Source organism: Streptomyces sp. LBL (genome assembly GCF_029893585.1).
In the GTDB taxonomy this organism is placed as follows: Bacteria; Actinomycetota; Actinomycetes; order Streptomycetales; family Streptomycetaceae; genus Streptomyces.
The window spans coordinates 1-15,815 of sequence record NZ_JARXYX010000059.1 but is presented as its reverse complement, the minus strand read 5'-3'; the positions used below and the strand labels follow the sequence as shown (position 1 = coordinate 15,815).

General features: G+C 69.3%; 17 protein-coding genes, 2 tRNA genes, 1 pseudogene and 1 riboswitch. Of the genes and pseudogenes, 9 read left to right on the top strand and 11 right to left on the bottom strand.

Translation table 11 applies throughout. The annotated features are described in order from the left end of the window. Positions 1–181: 181 nt before the first annotated feature. The 4 genes from M2271_RS41230 to M2271_RS41215 form a co-directional block, all read right to left on the bottom strand. Positions 182–1,126 (bottom strand): aldo/keto reductase, encoded by a 945-nt coding sequence (locus M2271_RS41230; protein WP_280892603.1) that lies wholly within the window; start codon positions 1,124–1,126, stop codon positions 182–184. Positions 1,127–1,266: 140 nt separating this feature from the next. Further along, positions 1,267–2,325: a M23 family metallopeptidase gene (locus M2271_RS41225; RefSeq protein ID WP_280892602.1), complete on the bottom strand. Its 1,059-nt coding sequence runs from the start codon at positions 2,323–2,325 to the stop codon at positions 1,267–1,269. Positions 2,326–2,336: 11 nt separating this feature from the next. Beyond that, positions 2,337–2,494, bottom strand: a riboswitch (cyclic di-AMP (ydaO/yuaA leader). Positions 2,495–2,857: 363 nt separating this feature from the next. Beyond that, positions 2,858–2,931, bottom strand: a tRNA-Met gene (locus M2271_RS41220). A 196-nt stretch (positions 2,932–3,127) separates the two neighbouring features. Further along, a complete protein-coding gene (locus M2271_RS41215) occupies positions 3,128–4,408 on the bottom strand; it encodes a dihydrofolate reductase family protein (protein WP_280892601.1) in 1,281 nt (426 codons plus the stop codon). A gap of 66 nt (positions 4,409–4,474) precedes the next feature. On the opposite strand from M2271_RS41215, the gene M2271_RS41210 reads away from it, so the two are divergent. The 4 genes from M2271_RS41210 to M2271_RS41195 all read left to right on the top strand — a co-directional run bounded on the left by M2271_RS41210 (position 4,475) and on the right by M2271_RS41195 (position 8,546). After that, entirely contained in the window at positions 4,475–4,990 is a 516-nt protein-coding gene (locus tag M2271_RS41210) for a MarR family transcriptional regulator (protein WP_280892600.1), read from the top strand. A 150-nt stretch (positions 4,991–5,140) separates the two neighbouring features. After that, the gene (gene ribA / locus M2271_RS41205; RefSeq protein WP_280892599.1) at positions 5,141–5,800 is read left to right on the top strand and encodes a GTP cyclohydrolase II; all 660 of its coding nucleotides are present in this window, start codon (positions 5,141–5,143) and stop codon (positions 5,798–5,800) included. Positions 5,801–6,402: 602 nt separating this feature from the next. Continuing rightward, entirely contained in the window at positions 6,403–7,260 is an 858-nt protein-coding gene (locus tag M2271_RS41200; protein ID WP_280892598.1) for an inositol monophosphatase family protein, read from the top strand. A gap of 20 nt (positions 7,261–7,280) precedes the next feature. Continuing rightward, entirely contained in the window at positions 7,281–8,546 is a 1,266-nt protein-coding gene (locus M2271_RS41195) for a hypothetical protein (protein WP_280892597.1), read from the top strand. 22 nt (positions 8,547–8,568) lie between these two features. Here the strand turns inward: M2271_RS41195 and M2271_RS41190 are convergent, their stop codons facing one another. Together M2271_RS41190 and M2271_RS41185 are read right to left on the bottom strand one after the other, a co-directional pair. Continuing rightward, entirely contained in the window at positions 8,569–9,003 is a 435-nt protein-coding gene (locus tag M2271_RS41190) for a hypothetical protein (RefSeq protein WP_280892596.1), read from the bottom strand. Continuing rightward, positions 9,003–9,347: a hypothetical protein gene (locus M2271_RS41185; protein ID WP_280892595.1), complete on the bottom strand. Its 345-nt coding sequence runs from the start codon at positions 9,345–9,347 to the stop codon at positions 9,003–9,005. Before M2271_RS41185 ends, M2271_RS41190 begins: the two co-directional genes overlap by 1 nt. A gap of 157 nt (positions 9,348–9,504) precedes the next feature. Here M2271_RS41185 and M2271_RS41180 point away from each other — a divergent pair, with 157 nt between their 5' ends. Continuing rightward, complete coding sequence (locus tag M2271_RS41180) at positions 9,505–9,801, top strand: GntR family transcriptional regulator (protein WP_280892594.1); 297 nt, start codon at positions 9,505–9,507, stop codon at positions 9,799–9,801. 57 nt (positions 9,802–9,858) lie between these two features. On the opposite strand, the gene M2271_RS41175 is transcribed toward M2271_RS41180, so the two are convergent. Beyond that, positions 9,859–10,242, bottom strand: coding sequence for a hypothetical protein (locus M2271_RS41175; protein WP_280892593.1), 384 nt, complete (start codon positions 10,240–10,242; stop codon positions 9,859–9,861). A gap of 120 nt (positions 10,243–10,362) precedes the next feature. Here M2271_RS41175 and M2271_RS41170 point away from each other — a divergent pair, with 120 nt between their 5' ends. The 4 genes from M2271_RS41170 (at position 10,363) to M2271_RS41155 (ending at position 12,904) form a co-directional block, all read left to right on the top strand. Further along, the gene (locus M2271_RS41170; RefSeq protein ID WP_280892592.1) at positions 10,363–11,103 is read left to right on the top strand and encodes a DUF6879 family protein; all 741 of its coding nucleotides are present in this window, start codon (positions 10,363–10,365) and stop codon (positions 11,101–11,103) included. Beyond that, positions 11,100–11,948 (top strand): helix-turn-helix transcriptional regulator, encoded by an 849-nt coding sequence (locus tag M2271_RS41165; protein ID WP_280892591.1) that lies wholly within the window; start codon positions 11,100–11,102, stop codon positions 11,946–11,948. The genes M2271_RS41170 and M2271_RS41165 overlap by 4 nt, the downstream gene beginning before the upstream one ends. Before the next feature lie 87 nt (positions 11,949–12,035). After that, positions 12,036–12,500, top strand: a complete 465-nt coding sequence (locus M2271_RS41160; protein WP_280892590.1) for a hypothetical protein — start codon at positions 12,036–12,038, stop codon at positions 12,498–12,500. After that, a complete protein-coding gene (locus M2271_RS41155) occupies positions 12,497–12,904 on the top strand; it encodes a hypothetical protein (RefSeq protein ID WP_280892589.1) in 408 nt (135 codons plus the stop codon). Before M2271_RS41160 ends, M2271_RS41155 begins: the two co-directional genes overlap by 4 nt. 71 nt (positions 12,905–12,975) lie before the next feature. Here the strand turns inward: M2271_RS41155 and M2271_RS41150 are convergent, their stop codons facing one another. The 4 genes and pseudogenes from M2271_RS41150 to M2271_RS41135 form a co-directional block, all read right to left on the bottom strand. After that, positions 12,976–13,224, bottom strand: coding sequence for a helix-turn-helix transcriptional regulator (locus M2271_RS41150; RefSeq protein WP_280892588.1), 249 nt, complete (start codon positions 13,222–13,224; stop codon positions 12,976–12,978). Between the two features lie 94 nt (positions 13,225–13,318). After that, positions 13,319–13,391 (bottom strand) — tRNA-Lys (locus tag M2271_RS41145). A 154-nt stretch (positions 13,392–13,545) separates the two neighbouring features. After that, positions 13,546–15,132, bottom strand: coding sequence for an amino acid permease (locus tag M2271_RS41140; RefSeq protein ID WP_280892587.1), 1,587 nt, complete (start codon positions 15,130–15,132; stop codon positions 13,546–13,548). Between the two features lie 189 nt (positions 15,133–15,321). Next, positions 15,322–15,815 (bottom strand): annotated as a pseudogene (locus M2271_RS41135) (RNA helicase); the annotation flags it as partial.

Genomic DNA, 15,815 nt, shown 5'->3' with positions numbered 1-15,815 from the left:
GCAAGTCACCACCGCGGCAGACCGCCACCGCCGCGAGCCGCCACCGCCGCGAGCCGCCGCCGCGGCAGACCGCCACCGTGGCGGGCCGCCGCCGCCGCGAGCCGCCGCCGCGGCAGACCGCCACCGTGGCGGGCCGCCACCGTGGCGGGCCGCCGCCGTGGCGGGGAGCGGCGGCCGAAGCTCAGGCGGACGCGTCCGTCAGCCGGCTGACCTCGGCGTCCGTCAGGGTCAGATCCGCCACGCCCAGCAGCGCCGGCAGTTGCTCCACCGTCCGTGCGGAGGCGATCGGCGCGGCCACCGTCGGCTGGGCCGCGAGCCAGGCCAGGGCGACGGTGGCGACCGGGGCCTCGTGGGCCTGGGCGATCTCGTCGAGGGCGGTGAGGACCTTCTGGCCGCGCTCGGTCTGCAGGTGCTTGGCCGCGCCCTCGGCCCGCGCGCTGTCGACCGTCGTACCGGGCCGGTACTTGCCGGTGAGGAAGCCGGAGGCGAGCGCGAAGTACGGGACGGCGGCGAGGCCGAAGCGTTCGGCCACGGCCTGGAGCTCGCCCTCGTACGTGTCGCGCGAGACCAGGTTGTAGTGGGGCTGCAGGGCCACGTACCGCGCCAGACCCGCGCGGTCGGAGAAGGCGAGGGAGGCCTCCAGCCGCTCGGGCGAGATGTTGGAGGCGGCTATGTAACGGACCTTGCCGACCCGCACCAGCTCGTCGAGCGCGGTGATGATCTCCTCGACCGGCACGTCCGGCTTGTCGAAGTGGGTGTAGTAGAGGTCGATGTAGTCGGTGCCGAGACGACGCAGCGAGGCGTCGGCCGCGGCAATGATGTTGGCGGCCGACAGACCCTGGTACTCGGGGTGCTGGCTGACCTTCGTGGCGATGACGACGTCGGAGCGGTTTCCGCGGGCCTTGAGCCACTTGCCGATGACGGTCTCGGACTCACCGCCCGAGTTGCCCTCGATCCACGCCGAATAGGAGTCGGCGGTGTCGACGAAGTTGCCGCCGGCGGCCGTGTAGGCGTCGAGGACGGCGAAGGAGGCCGCCTCGTCGGCCGTCCAGCCGAAGACGTTGCCGCCCAGCGAGAGCGGGAAGACCTCAAGGTCCGAGGAACCGAGCTTGCGAAGAGAAGTCATGTTTCACTCAACACCTTTGGCGGAGCGCCTCATTCCGTCCGAGGTCCGAGACGCTCACCCAATTCCACGTGAACACCCGTTCGATGTGAACACCCGTTCGACGCACACAAAGAACCGCCCACTGTCAGGGCCTCAGGGTGTCAGGGGTTGATCCCCTTGCTCTGCAGCCATGCCATCGGGTCGATGCCGGTGGCCGCGCCCCCCGGGTGGACCTCCAGGTGGAGGTGGGCCCCGGTCACGTTGCCCGTGGCGCCCACGCGACCGATGACGTCGCCCGTGTTGACCTTCTGGCCGACGCTGACGCTGATCGAGGACTGGTGGGCGAACCACAGCTCGGTGCCGTCGTCCAGCTTGAGGATGGTGCGGTAGCCGTACGAACCGGCCCAGCCCGCCTCCGTGATGGTCCCGCTGTGGATCGCCTTGATGAGCGTGCCCGTGGGCGCGGCGAAGTCGAGGCCGGTGTGGTAGCCGGAGGACCACATCGAGCCGGCCTGACCGAAGGTGCCGGTGAGGGTGTACGAGGAGGTCGGCAGCGCGAACTGCTGGGCGAGTTCGGCGAGGCGCTCGGCCTCGGCCTTCTTCTCGGCCTCCTCCTCCGCCGCCTGCTTCGCGGCGGCGGCCTTGGCCTTGGCCTCCTGCTCCGCCTGCTTCTTCGCGGCGGCGGCCTGCTTCTCGGCGGCGGCCGCGGCATCGGCGGCGGCCTTGCTCTCGATCTGGTCCTGCTGCTGCTCGGCCTGGGCCAGGATCCGGGAACGCAGGACCTCACCGGCGTCCGAGGCGCTCTGCTCGGCGTCCGCAGAGGCCGCCGTAGAGGCCTCGGATGCCTCGGAGGTCGTACCGACAGTGCTGAGCGCCGTCGCGGTGGGCTCGGGGGTGTCGTCGTCCGAGATGAGGGAACCCACTGAGGGCAGGTCCGGAAGAGAGATGGACACCGGCGACTTGCCGGTGTTGGCGCTGGCGATGCCGCCCGCGCCGACGGCAGCTATGACGCCGACGCCCAGAACGGTCGAGCTGCGGCCGAGGCCGCCGCGCTGCTTGGCGACACGGTGCCGGCCGCGTGCGGGTCGGAGGGACTCCTCGGTGGGGTTCCACTCCGTCCAGGGGCCCTCGTCGGTGCGGTACTCGCCGTAGCCGAAGGTCTCGCTGTCGTGCCTGCTCGGCACGAACGGGGCTTCTGGGGCAGGCCGGTTGGACGCCACGTGGGCGTGCTCCTTTCCTTCCTTATCGCCTACCGGGTTAGCTGACGGGTTCGGAGCAGGAAGGTCTCCTACGCGCGTACAACCAGCCGTGCGGACACGGTGGTCTACGAGCGATTCACCCCAAGTGGTGGTTCCCCGGTTCCCTTGCGGGATTCGGCGCGTTGCGCACGGAGCCGACTCTTGTGACGGCTGGGACGACCGCGCTGCGTTATCGAACGTTAATAGACGCGAGGGCTGTATTCCAAGCTGTTCCGCTTGATCATTAACGATTTCCCGGAGCACCAACGCCCCACGACCGGCGAAAAACGGGCGAGTTGACCATGCCCAGTAAACACACAGATATTGACAGCACGTCAGTTGTTGCGCGGAGGGCATACGCCCGCTCACGCCAGGTGACAACGATCAAACCTTGACCAGACCCGACCCAGACCCGACCCAGACCCGACCAAGACCCGACCAAGACCCGGCAGGGATGACCACCCCAACGCACCGAGGGCCGGAACCCTTTCGGATTCCGGCCCTCGGCCTTCAGTAGCGGGGACAGGATTTGAACCTGCGACCTCTGGGTTATGAGCCCAGCGAGCTACCGAGCTGCTCCACCCCGCGTCGTTGTGTCTTTACTGTAGGCCATACGCAGCACAGATGTCACATCGGTTCCCCGGACCCGATGCAAGCGCGCCCCACCCGAGCCCGCCCAGACCGCACAGGCACCCTCGCCCGAGCCCGCCCGGGCACCCACCGATCGAACCCGCCCAGGCGGCACCGGCGCCCTCACCCCAACCTCCGCAGGCGTCGCGGGCCCTCACCCCACCAGATGCGTATTCGGTGCCTTCGCCCGCTCCTCGTACTCGCCCAGCACCACCACATCCACCCCCGCCTCCGCCAACAACCCACTCCCGTCCGCCCCCGTCACGAACGTGTCCGGCTCCCGCCAAGCCGTCACCACCCGCCGCACCCCCGCCCCCAGAATCAGCCCCGCACACGGCACCGGCCGGGACGCCCGCCGCGCGCATGGCTCCAGGCTGCTGTACACCGTCGCGGACGCCAGCCGGGCGTCCCCCACGTCGATCTTCGCCAGCGCCGCCTCCTCCGCGTGTACGACGGGATCGTCGCCCTCGCGCGAGTGGCCGCGGGCAAGCTCCGTGCCGTCGGCGGCGACGATCACCGCTCCGACACTGAAGGCGGTGCTCGACGGCGGGCACTGGGCGGCGAGTTCACAGGCCAGGGAGAGCCAGTGGTGGTCGGCGGCGGAGGGCAGCGGACCGGTGCCGGGGGCCGTGGGCTCGTAACGCATGAGGACGACATCCTCGATGCGCCGGGTTTCCACCAGGCGCAGCCGGCCACCCTGGTACGCACCGGGGCCGAAGAGCCGGGGCGCGTCCGGGTCGCCGACGAAGAGGGGAGCGAGGACGAGCTGGAGTTCGTCGGCGAGGCCCTGCTGGAGGAGCTGGGTGTGGATAGTGCCGCCGCCTTCGACCATCAGGCGGTCCACGCCTCGTACGTCGTGCAGGTGCTCCAGAAGCCGCCGCCAGTCGAGCTCGGGACCGACCGGGAAGACCTCAGTGGCGAGGCCCGGATCGAAACCGGGGCTGGAGCCGGGGCCGGGGCCGGAGCCGGAACCGGGGCCGGGGCCGGAACCGGAGCCGAGACCGGGGCCGGAACCGGAGCCGGAACCGGGGCCGGAACCGGAGCCGGAGCCGAGTCCGGGGCCGAGACCGAGACCGGCAGCGCGGGCCCGCTCCGCGCCCTTGTCGGTCGTATAGACGACCTTCTCGCCGCCCGTGTGCCAGAACTTCGCCTCCGGGTCCAGGTCGCCCGACCCGCTGACCGCGACCTTGAGCGGGTACTCGGACCGGCCGGCGGCGACGCGGGCGGCACGGCGCTCGGGCGAGTTGACCAGCAGACGCGGGTTGTCGGCGCGGATCGTGCCGGCGCCGACCAGGATCGCGTCGACGGACGCCCGTACCTCGTCGACGCGGTCGAAGTCGGCCGGGGAGGAGAGCAGGAGGCGCTCGGGGCCGGTGTCGTCGAGGTAGCCGTCGAGGGAGACGGCGGCGGACAGCAGGACGTAGGGGTACGGCATCGAAACGCCCTCACTCTCAGCGGCGGCGGGCTTGGTTCAAGTTTGAAACAAACCTACACTGGCAGCATGACGACTCGCTGGCTCACCTCCAAGGAGCAGCGCGCCTGGCGCGCGTACATCGCCGCGACGCACCTCCTGGAGGACGCGATCGACCGGCAGCTCCAACAGGACGCCGGCATGCCCCACCTCTACTACTCCATCCTCGCCAACCTCTCCGACGCGCCGGAACACCGCCTGCGCATGACCGACCTCGCCGAGCGCACGAAGATCACCCGCAGTCGGCTGACGTACGCGGTGACCCGTCTGGAGAAGGACGGCCTGCTGCGGCGGGAGAACTGCCAGTGGGACAAGCGCGGCAGCGTCGCCGCGCTGACCGAGGAGGGGACGGCGGCCCTGGAGCGCACGGCGCCGGGTCACGTCGAGACCGTACGGGCATCCCTGTTCGACCAGCTCACCGAGGAGCAGGTGGACCAGCTGGAGCAGATCTGCACCGGTATCGCCCAGGCCCTGGAGAGCGACGACACCCGCCCGGCGCCGGACGACGTTCCGTGGCGCCGCCGCTCGTCCCCGTCGTGTTCGTGAGTCACGCCCTCGCGCCCTGCACCCCGGTCCCCCGTCTTCGTGACCCCCGTCGCAATCTCATTGCTTCAACTTTAAAGCATGAGGTAGGGTCCGTACCCGTAGATCTGCTTCAAATCTGAAACAGATACGGTCCGGACCCGGAGAGCCCGCATGCCCGACTTCCCCGCCGCCACCCCGCGCTCCCGCGTCCGGGTACCGCTGCGCTTCCAAGACGGCTATGGCGTCGACGCCGAACTGGTCACCTTCCACGGCCTCACCGACGGCCAGGAACACGTGGCTGTCATCCTCGGCAGCCCGGCCACCGCCCCCGGCACCACTCCGCTCGTCCGACTGCACTCCGAGTGCCTGACCGGTGACGTCTTCGGCTCGGCCCGCTGCGACTGCGGCCCGCAACTGCGCGAGGCGGTCGAGCGCATCGCGGACCGCGGCGGTGTCCTGCTCTACCTCCGCCAGGAAGGCCGCGGCATAGGCCTCTACAACAAGCTCGACGCGTACGCGCTCCAGGACCAGGGCCTCGACACGTACGCCGCCAACACCGCGCTGGGCCTGCCCGAGGACGCCCGTGACTACACGGCGGCGGCCCAGATGCTTCAGGCCCTCGACATCACGTCCCTGGACCTGCTGTCCAACAACCCCGACAAGGCGGACCAGTTGCGGGACCTGGGCATCGACGTCCAGAACCGGGTGCCCACGGGCGTCTTCACCACCGCGCACAACGTCCGTTACCTGCGCGCGAAGGTCCTCCAGACCCAGCACACGCTCCCGCTGGCCGACCTGATCCCCCAACAGGCGACCCGCCCCGCGGTCTGACCGCACACGCCGCTCCCGCGGCAACGCTGAATGATTCCCCGCAGCGGGGTCGCGGGGGCACCGTGTCCCCGGGGGACTTCCTCGACGCGGTGACCGGCCGGAAGGTGACCCCACGGACGCCGTGATCCGAGATGCCGGTCAGCCGTGGCCCCGGGCCGTGCGGCAGAGGTCCCGGCGCAGCGCCTCGCGACTGCCGGGGAGGATGCCGGCGGCGGCCAGGTTGGCGGGCGGTGCGGGACCGGGGCGGCCACGGGGCGTGCGTGGCCGAGAAGAAGCCGCCTAATGGGAGCTGCCGGGTCGTAGACACTCGGTGCTGTAGCCGCCAGTGGGCGAGCACTCACGCCGCCGGACCTTCGAGTTCTGTCGTCAGACCGTGCCCCTGCTGGTCGGCCGGGAGGCCAGACCGTTGAGCGGACGAGGGCCGTGCGCGGGAGCCGTCCGGAGCGATCGGGATCCAGCGGGACCGAGCACCCCGGCGACGGGTTCCTCGTCGACGCGTCGCCGTCTTCCACAGCTGTCCGTGCTTGTGCCAAGGTGCTGCCCAGGCCCTTGACGCAGTCAAGCGCGCAACGTCACCCACCCGAGCCGCAGGAGGGTTTTTGATGTCCGTTGCCCCGTTGTGGGACGAACTCGCCGAGCGCCTTCTCCCGGTCTTCGCCGAGTACCGCAGCCACATCACGGATCTTCCTGTCGAGGTCAAGGCCGACAAGACCCTCCTCACGGAGGCGGACGTCGCCGTGCAACGGATCATCATCGACGCGATCCGGGCGCGGGAACCGGCCGCCGTGGTCATCGCGGAGGAGGACGAACGACAGAGCCCTCGGGAAGAGGTGACGAGCGCAGGCGAGGGCCGCGTCTGGGTGATCGATCCCATCGACGGAACAGCGGAATTCGTCCGGGAGGAACGAGTCGAGTTCTGCTCGGTGGTCTGCCTGCTCGAGAACTGGCTGCCTGTGTCGGCCTTCGTCCTCGCCCCGGAACTCGGGTCGGGACGCACCCCGCTTGTCGTGACCGCGGATGCGCGTGAGCGCCGTCTCACACTGAACGGTGACACTGTCGCTCCCCCCGCCGATCCCGGCCGAGAACGATGGATCTCCGCCACCCGCAGCGCGGGGGCACCTCCACGGGCCTTCGATCCGGCAGCCGCAGAGGCAGGATTCCTCCTCAAGACACGAACGACCTCGCAGACCCTCGACATGGTCCGCACAGTTGTCGACCTCGGCGCCTGCACGGACTCCCCTTTTCCGGCGTTCGAGCTGTTCTGGCGACGCGAGCAGAAGGTGTGGGACGGGATCGCCGGCCTGTGTCTCGGCACGGCCGCGGGAATGCGCCACTGCGACGAGGACGGCAAGCCGCTGCCTGCGACTCCGGCATTCTTCAGCCAGGCCGAGCCCGTCTTCACCTCCACGGTCATGGGGCGGCCGGAGGTCGTCTCCTGGTTCCTCGACGCACCTCACTGAAGACACGGACCGGTCGGCCGATGACACAGCGAAACACCGACGTCCTCCTCGACGTCACCTCCTTCATCAGCGCGGAGGACTTTCTGCTGGCCCAGAACAGGGCCGCGCAACCCGACGATCCGTTCGCCCGACAGTGCTTCGTGGAGATCGTGCAGTCGCTCATCTTCATGTCCCGCGTCTATGTGGCACACCCCGTGCTGTCCAACCCGCGAACAGAGGACTTCGGGGAGCGCCCGCTGCTGCTGCGCGAACTCATGCGGGAAGGCCTGACCCGTACCCTCCAGGCCGACAACGACCAACAACAACGCGCGGCGGACCTGGTGGAGACCGCGCTCCACGATCTGGAAAGCGTGCACGGGATCACCAGCATGGCGCGCTTCGTGGAGCAGGCGTTCACGATCGACCATGCCAGCGCCGGGTCACAGACCGCGCTCTCCACCCGCTTACGCGACTGGAGCACCTTCCAGGAGCGCAAGGTCCGGAGCACCACCGGTCATCACTCCGACCGCATCCCCACCCGGGACGGGGTCGAGGAGGACGGGTTCGGGGAATGGGCCCGCGCCGCTGCGGTCATCCTCGCCGGGCCGTTGCGGGACATCACGGTTCCCGACCAGGGCAAGTACCTCATGGCCACCCTCGCGAGAGGCATGAAGTACCAGGCCCGAGCGGAAGCGGCCGAGATGACGTACCAGTCGCACCCGCTCCGCAGGGACTTCTCCCTGACGTTCGACCTCACTCGTGGCGGCGTGGCCGGCGACACCGTACTGGACATCATCCAAGCGGTGCGCGGCATCCACGACATCCTCAGCCGCGCCGCCGGCCAGACCGACGCCCATCGACTGCGCCTACTCGAACTCGAACTGCCTCTTCTGGGAGGCAGACTGTGGGAGCCGCACGAGGCCGGCCGCCTCGATGACAGACGCTGGATAGCCCTCGTCGTCCGGCGCGTTCTCGAATACCGCGAGCGGGCCGCAGACCTTCGGCAGGCCGTGGAACGCTGCGTCACCGACGAGGACTATCTGCGGCTCGCTCGCGACATCGAAGGCGTGAAGCATCAACTCCTTGATCGTCTGGGTCTGCGCAGGGTCGAGATGTCCGCCATGGAGAGGGAACTGGTGAACTCCGTGGCGTCCGTCACCCAGGTGGCGACGGGCGTGCCCGCCGTCAGCGGTCTGTGGTTCGGAGCGCGGACCCTGGGCAAGCAGTTCGCGTTCGTGGGGGCTCAGCCCTTCCAGCGGTTCCTGTACAAGGAGTTCCTCAACGCGTGGAAGCGGGCGGGCCGCTGACGGGTTGCCGGGCGGCCGGTGGCTACGTCGGCAGGATGCGCTCGGTCACTTCGGCCTGTACGACGTCGTGGGTGTGCTCGGTGTCCTCGGCCTGTACGACGTCGTGGGCGTCCTCGGCATCCTCGGCGTCGTCGGCGTCTGGTGAGGGCAGGCGCAGGCCCCGGGACTCGGCGACGCGCAGGGCGTCGGTGAGGCACTCGGCGAGCCGGATGCCGGCGTAGCGGACCTCGGTGTACGGCGACGCGGGGTCGTCCAGCACCGCGCGGGCGAGGTCGAGCACATCGACGCCCATGGCCAGTTGCGTGGCCTCCATTTCGTCCGCGAGGCGGGACACGGGACCACCGCGGCTGTCCGTGACCAGGTAACCGGGCTTGCCGCCGGGGGAGGGCCAGGGCAGCAGGCGGAGGGTGGTGGGGGCCGACGCGGGGTCGGTGGCGTGTCGCGATACGTATTCCATCAGGCGGCCACCTCCTGCGCGCCGATCAGGTGCCGATCGAGGTCGATCCCGAAGTCGGCGGCGAGAACGAGGGCGAGGCGGCGGTGCTGCTGGAGCGCGGCTTCCTGTTCGAGGGCGGCGAGGTACGGACGTACGAGGACGGAGTCGGTGCCGTCGAGGGGTGTGTGGAGGCCGTACGGGGAGCGGTGACGGGGGAGGTGCGGAGGCAGGGCTGCAGAGAGGCGGCGTACGACGGTGAGGTGGAGGCAAGGATAGGTGTGGCGGTGCGGGCGGCGCCGTTTCCCCGTGCCCGGGGCGAAGAGGAGGCGCAGCCATTGGAGGGTGCGGCGGATAAGGTCGTGCATGTCGACGCTCCTTGTAAGCGTTGGCCGTGCCCCGGGAGGTCTAGCCACCTCGCCGGGGTCTTCCGTCTTCGAAGCTACACCGGGATGCAGACCTCTGCATACAAGTACAGAGGGATCCACACGATCGTGCAGGTCACTGCCGCTCTACGTTGGACGTATGAGCGATAAGGCAGAGCCGAAGGCCACCCTGGACCCAATGAGCGCGAGACCGCTCTACGTGCAGCTGGCCGACGTCATCGCCGAGAAAATCGCGTCCGGGGAACTGGCGCCGGACAGGCCCATCCCCTCGGAGAACCACCTTGCCGATGAGTACGGCGTCGCCCGACTCACCGCGCGGCGTGCTGCACAGGAACTTCGAGAGCGCGGGCTAATCGTTACCGTGCGCGGCAAAGGCTCCTTCGTCGTCGAGCAGCCGCCCAGCGACGCGCCCGAAGGGGGCGAACCGAACGCCTGAAGGGGCCGCGCGTTGCGTCGCGCGGCCCCTTCAGCGTGAATCATCCCGTCCCGTCGGCTACTCGGCAGCCGACCGCCGACCGCCCGGCTTCTTCTCGGGACGCCAGTCGCGGAGGTCGGACTCGGAGAAGTGCCGGTCAGTGCGGCCCCGGTTAAGCCCGGTCTGGAACTCCTCGGCCGGGTTGCCGCCCCACTCCTGGTCGTCCTCGTCGTACCACTGGTGCACCCAGGGCATGATCTCCTGAAGCCCGGCGAGCAACGGAACGAAGCGCGGGTCATCCTTGCCCCAACCGTCCACCGAGGCACGGTCGTTGATGAGGTTGACGAGGGCTTCCGTCTGGTCGCGGTGGTTCCAGCCGGCCCAGCCGAGCAGGAGCGAGGGGTCGCTGTCCGGGGAAGCGCCCGGGTAGGACACGAAACGCTCGAGGGGGCGCTTCGGCATGTCTGGAGTTGCGCGCAATCAGGCCCTACAGCCACAAAGGCACAATCTGCCGCAATCCTTGTGCGCGTCACGGCTATCCCCCGCATCCTGATGGCCCACCCACCAGGCTCAGGAGGCAACATGGCGCTCAGGTTCCTCGGCACGACCAGCGACGGCGGCGACTGCCCCACCCTGTACGAGATCGCGGGCACCAGCGAGATCCTTGTACAGGGCGATCGAGAGACCGATCCTCAGCACCTGGCCCAGCTGCGGGACGTCAAGGCCAGCGAGACGTTCGTCCGGGTTCCCCGCGAGCTGCTTACCCGCTTCGCTCCCCGTAGTGAGCCGTCCGACGTGACGCCATTCCACGAAGTGGCGCACGTGTTCACCGACTTCAAGCACACCGCCTGGAGGCTGGAGACCCGCCGCGGCTACGCCACCGACCGCAGCAGCGAACCGTGGGCACGGTGGCAGGCCGGGGAGGATGTGGCCCACGATGCGCCGGACGCGTGGCGCCGGAACGTCTCCGAGCAGACGGCGCAGGGCAAGACGTTCGGCCGTGTGCGGATCGTCGACGAGCCGCTCACCGAAGGACAGCGCTTCCTGCTTACCCGGGCACCGAGCAATGTGTCTGCTGGCGACGAGGTCCGCTACCTGTGGCGCACGGACGCCGCGCGCCTGGGCCTGCCGGACTTTGACTTCTGGCTCATCGACTCCCGCACCCTGCTCAGGTTCGTCTTCGACGACGAGGACACCACCCTTGGAGTGGTCCTCTCGGAAGATCCCGCCGAGGTGCTCGCCGCCTGCCAAGCCCGCGACGCCGCTTGGCACCACTCAGTCCCTGCCGCCGAGTTCGCCGAGCGGGTACTTTCCACCATGTGACCACCGACTACCAATCCGGGCGGATCGCGCTCGGTGCACGGCTGCGCGAGCTGCGCACCGAGGCCGGCCTGAACGGGAAGGACTTCGCCGAACTCCTCGGCTGGCAACGCTCGAAGGTGTCCCGGCTGGAGAACGGCAAGCAGACCCCGCGCCGGGACGACCTCGCAGCGTGGGCCGAGGCGGCCGGACGCCGCGACGTAGCCACCGAGTTGGACGGTCGACTCACCGGACTTGAGACCCGCTACCGGTCGCTTCGCCGGCAGTACGCAAACGGGCACCGGCCCCGCCAGGAGCAGGGCCTCGTCGAGACGGAGCAGACGACGCTGCTACGCGCCGTCGAAGTGGTCAGGATCCCGGGACTTCTCCAGACGCCCGAGTACGCACGCGCAGTGTTCGCCGCGAACGCAGCCTTCCGGGACGTGCCGAGCACGGACATCGAGGACGCCGTCCGTGCCCGCATGCGGCGGCAACAGGCGCTGTACGAGCCCCAGCGACAGTTCCGCATGCTGCTGTGGGAGGGCGCTCTCTACGCGTTGAATGCCCCACGCGAGATCATGGCCAGCCAGCTGGACCGGTTGCGCTCGATGGTCGGAATGGACACGGTCGAGCTGGGGATCATTCCGTTCGCGGCCGAGCTGCGGCGTAGTCCGTCGCACGGGTTCTGGATCTACGATCGGCGCCTCGTCATCGTCGAGACCCTGAGCACTGAGATGTGGCTCGACGACGAGGAGTCCATCGCGTTGTACGAACGGGCATGGGACTGGCTGGCCGAATCAGCGGTGTACGGAGAGGTTGCGCATCGGCTGATCGGGCGGGCCACCGCTGCCGCTCAAAAGCTGTCGTGAGCAACCCGTAGCAACGGACGCCCCCGCGCGCGCAATCACGCGCAATCGGCGCACGTTCGCGCAATCGTCCTGCATAACGTGCTGTCCATGGCCCAACCCATCAGGATCGACCAGCGGTATGGGGCCGGGGACATGTGGCTCGCCAACTGCCATCCCCACCCGGCTCGCGTATGGAAATCGTGGCACGCCGGTGCGCTCGCGTCGATCGCCTCCGGCGCGCACTGGCTCGTCGCCGAGACCACCGTTATCCACGGCATGCCGGCCGCCTCCCGCATCCGCGAAGCGGCCCGTGGTCCGGTGCTTTGCGATCCGCACGGAGACCGGGCCTGGTGGCTGGTGCCGCTCGGTGCCGCGGAGGAACTCGCCGATGTGCCGCAGGTGCGGGTGCGGCACGCCGGTTGGATGCTGCGCTGCCCGCCAGGGGGTCGGGCGCTGGAGCGGGTGCACTGGCTGTGGCAGCCCGATGGATCAGGCCATCTCACCGACCCTGCTGTGCTCGCCTCCGCGTTCGGCCCCGGCGGGTACCGACCTCTTGCGGAGGACCGAGGATGACGACTGAGACTGAGCCCCAACCTCTCACCACCTACGAGACCGACCTGCACGAACTGGGTGAGCAGATCGTCCGAGCCTCGGAGACCGTCGGAGAGCGGGCCGCGGCCCGGGCGCTCGTTGACGAAGGCACCATCTTCGCCAGGCGGAACGTGCGCAGTGCGCTCATCGCGGATGGACCGGACGGCGCAACAGCTCGGTGGGAGGGCCTGTCCCGGCGCAAGTACACGCTCGGTCTGAACGAGAAAGAGCGGCTCTTCCTCGGCCTGGTGCTGTCGCTGATGGGTATGGGGCCTATCACCATCGCTGCCGTGCGGGGTCTCGACGAGCGCCGCCTGTGCATCATCATGCGGGCCATCCTGCAACTCGCGGAAAACAACACCATCGCGGTGGGTATCCGCATCTAAAACTTCGCAGCGATGCCGATGGCTGCGAAGAGCGAGCGGCCGTTCCCCGTCCCCCCGTCGGGGGCGGCCGCTCAGCACACGAGGTCGGCGAGGGCCATGTCGAGGGCCCGAGAGATGACCAGCAGATGCACGTACTTAATGCCCCTGCCCGCCTCCAAGCGCTGGATGGTCGACCGCCCTAGCTCGGTCCGCTCGGCCAGCCCTTCCTGGGTCAGATTGGCGTACTTGCGGGTCTCGCGGATGCGGACGCCCCTGGGGGGGGAGTTGCGGCCCTCAGCTGGGCCCCCCGACCCGGCTGAGGGCCGTCGCGCGTTCACCATGATCGTTCGACTCTCGAGCCAGCTAACGATCTCCATGCCCCCCCAAACGCACTGAAGCCCCAGATCAGATGTGCTCTGATCTGGGGCTTCCTCGTAGGCCCTGTGGGACTCGAACCCACAACCAATGGATTAAAAGTCCACTGCTCTGCCAATTGAGCTAAGGGCCCAGGTGATGTTGCCACCCCGAGCATAGCTGCCCGCGCCCGTGTCTCCGATCGGGTATCGGTGACACGGGCGCGGCGGATGTACGGGGTGGATGTACGCGGTGGGCCATGGCGGAGTCGCGGTGGGTCCCCGTAGGGCCGTAGCGCGGCCGAAGTGTCAGGGATCGACCGGTTCGGGCGCCCCCGCGCGGGCCGACTCCCGGGCCCGCGTCCGCTCGTGTTCCGGGTTGAGGAACCAGTGCCGGGCCGACGCCAGCCACCACGTCGCCGCGAAACCGAGGACCACCAGGACGGCGACCGGGGCGTAGTTGAAGGTCTTCGAGGTGACCGGGGAGACCTGCGGCAGCATGAACAGGACCGTGATCACCCCCACCCACACCACCGACACCACACCCACGGACCGCGACCAGCGCCCCAGATGCCACGGCCCGCGCTCGAACGCCTCGCCCTTGCGCAGCCGCAGCAGGGTCGGGATGGCGTACGCGATGTACAGGCCGATCACGGCGATCGAGGTCACCGCCGCGTACGCGGTCACATTGATCAGGTAGGGGAGGCCGAGGACCAGCGCCGCGCCCACCGCCAGCCACACCGCCGCCACCGGCGTCCGGGTGCGCGGGCTCACCGTGTGCCACACACGCGAGAAGGGGAGCGCCCCGTCCCGCGAGAACGCGTAGATCATGCGGCTGTTGGCGGTCACCGACGCCATGCCGCAGAACAGCTGCGCCCCGATCACCACCAACAGCAGCAGCTTGCCCGCGGTCGCGCCCAGCGCGTCCAACAGGATCTGGGCCGGGGGCGCCCCGGTCGGGGACGTCAGGGCGGCGTCGTACGACTGGATCGCGTAGGTGAAGCCCAGCAGGAGCACGAATCCCGCGATCCAGGACGTCCAGATGGAGCGGACGATCCCCTTCGGTCCGGCCGTCGACGCGTCGTGTGTCTCCTCGGTCATATGGGCCGAGGCGTCGTAGCCGGTGAAGGTGTACTGGGCCATCAGCAGGCCCAGCGCCACCACGTACACGCCGCTGCCCCAGCCCGTGTTGTTCACGAACTCGCCGAACACGAAGGACGTGGACCGGTGGTGGTCCGGGACGAAGGCCAGCGCGCCCACGATCACCGCCACGCCCAGCACATGCCACCACACACTCACGCTGTTGAGCAGACCGACGATGCGGACGCCGAAGGTGTTCAGCAGGCCGTGCAGCACCAGGATCCCCGCGAAGAGCAGGACCGTGCGGCCCTGCGTCACCTCGAAGCCGAACTGGAGGTTCAGGTACGCACCGAGGAACGACGCCGCGCCGAAGTCGACGCCCGCCGTCACCGCCACCTGGCCGAGCACGTTGAACCAGCCCGTGAACCATGCCCAGGCGGCCGCGGTCCGGGGCGGGGCGAGGCGGTGGGCCCAGAAGTAGAGGCCCGCCGAGGTCGGGTACGCCGAGCAGATCTCGGCCATGGACAGGCCCACGAAGAGGGTCATCAGGCCCACGGCCACCCAGCCCCAGGTGATCAGCGCCGGGCCGCCCGTGTTCATGCCGAACAGATACAGCGTCAGACAGCCCGACAGCACCGAGATGATCGTGAAGGAGACCGCGTAGTTGGAGAACGCCGACATGCGGCGGGCGAGAACCTGCGTGTAGCCGAGCTGGGCCAGCCGCTCTTCGTCGGAGAGGTTTCCGGCTGAGAGGTTTCCGGCTGAAGGGTTTTCGTCCGGCAGCCCACTCGTTACGGCGTTGGCATCATCTGTCATGTCCCCAGCGATGCCCACGCCTGGGGCATGACACACGTCACAAGTTGGCTAGAAAGGGCTCGTGTATCGCTGCACCGCTCAGGTCCCGCCGTCCCGCCGTCCCGCCCGATACGGCAAAGCGCTGTGGCCCCCGGGACTCCGGGGGCCACAGCGCTCACCGCTCAAAGATGTCGCTCAGCGGCGTCGTCCTCAGCCGTTGCGCTTCCAGCGCGGCTTGTCGTCACGGCGGCCGAAGGAGCCGGTGGCCGTGCCAGTGCCAGTGCCGGTGCCGGCGCCACGGTGGTCGTCACGGCGGCCGGTCGGACGGTCGTTGCCGCCGCTGCGGAAGCCGGGGCGGTCGCCCTGACGGTCGCGGTTGAACGGACGGTCGCTGCCACGGTGTCCGCCGCGCTCGTCCCGACGCTCGAACGAACGGGCCGGACGGTCGTCCCGACGCTCGAACGAACGGGCCGGACGGTCGTCACGGCGCTCGAAGGAACCGGCCGGCTTGTCGTCCCGACGCTCGAACGAACGGGCCGGACGGTCGTCACGGCGCTCGAAGGAACGGCCACCGCGGTCGCCGCCACGGTCGTCACGGCGTTCGAAGGTACGGCCACCGCGGTCGCCGCCACGGTCACCACCGCGGTCGTTCCGGTCGTCACGGCGGAAGCCGCCACGGTTGTCGTCACGGCGCTCGAAGGAAC

What these genes read in the sequence shown, in the direction of transcription:
- M2271_RS41155 (WP_280892589.1), top strand. Translation starts at nt 12,497, where the DNA reads ATGACGACTGAGACTGAGCCCCAACCTCTCACCACCTACGAGACCGAC.
- M2271_RS41140 (WP_280892587.1), bottom strand. Translation starts at nt 15,132, where the DNA reads ATGACAGATGATGCCAACGCCGTAACGAGTGGGCTGCCGGACGAAAAC.
- M2271_RS41175 (WP_280892593.1), bottom strand. Translation starts at nt 10,242, where the DNA reads ATGCCGAAGCGCCCCCTCGAGCGTTTCGTGTCCTACCCGGGCGCTTCC.
- M2271_RS41180 (WP_280892594.1), top strand. Translation starts at nt 9,505, where the DNA reads ATGAGCGATAAGGCAGAGCCGAAGGCCACCCTGGACCCAATGAGCGCG.
- M2271_RS41150 (WP_280892588.1), bottom strand. Translation starts at nt 13,224, where the DNA reads ATGGTGAACGCGCGACGGCCCTCAGCCGGGTCGGGGGGCCCAGCTGAG.
- M2271_RS41170 (WP_280892592.1), top strand. Translation starts at nt 10,363, where the DNA reads ATGGCGCTCAGGTTCCTCGGCACGACCAGCGACGGCGGCGACTGCCCC.
- ribA (WP_280892599.1), top strand. Translation starts at nt 5,141, where the DNA reads ATGCCCGACTTCCCCGCCGCCACCCCGCGCTCCCGCGTCCGGGTACCG.
- M2271_RS41230 (WP_280892603.1), bottom strand. Translation starts at nt 1,126, where the DNA reads ATGACTTCTCTTCGCAAGCTCGGTTCCTCGGACCTTGAGGTCTTCCCG.
- M2271_RS41210 (WP_280892600.1), top strand. Translation starts at nt 4,475, where the DNA reads ATGACGACTCGCTGGCTCACCTCCAAGGAGCAGCGCGCCTGGCGCGCG.
- M2271_RS41195 (WP_280892597.1), top strand. Translation starts at nt 7,281, where the DNA reads ATGACACAGCGAAACACCGACGTCCTCCTCGACGTCACCTCCTTCATC.
- M2271_RS41200 (WP_280892598.1), top strand. Translation starts at nt 6,403, where the DNA reads ATGTCCGTTGCCCCGTTGTGGGACGAACTCGCCGAGCGCCTTCTCCCG.
- M2271_RS41160 (WP_280892590.1), top strand. Translation starts at nt 12,036, where the DNA reads ATGGCCCAACCCATCAGGATCGACCAGCGGTATGGGGCCGGGGACATG.
- M2271_RS41190 (WP_280892596.1), bottom strand. Translation starts at nt 9,003, where the DNA reads ATGGAATACGTATCGCGACACGCCACCGACCCCGCGTCGGCCCCCACC.
- M2271_RS41215 (WP_280892601.1), bottom strand. Translation starts at nt 4,408, where the DNA reads ATGCCGTACCCCTACGTCCTGCTGTCCGCCGCCGTCTCCCTCGACGGC.
- M2271_RS41185 (WP_280892595.1), bottom strand. Translation starts at nt 9,347, where the DNA reads ATGCACGACCTTATCCGCCGCACCCTCCAATGGCTGCGCCTCCTCTTC.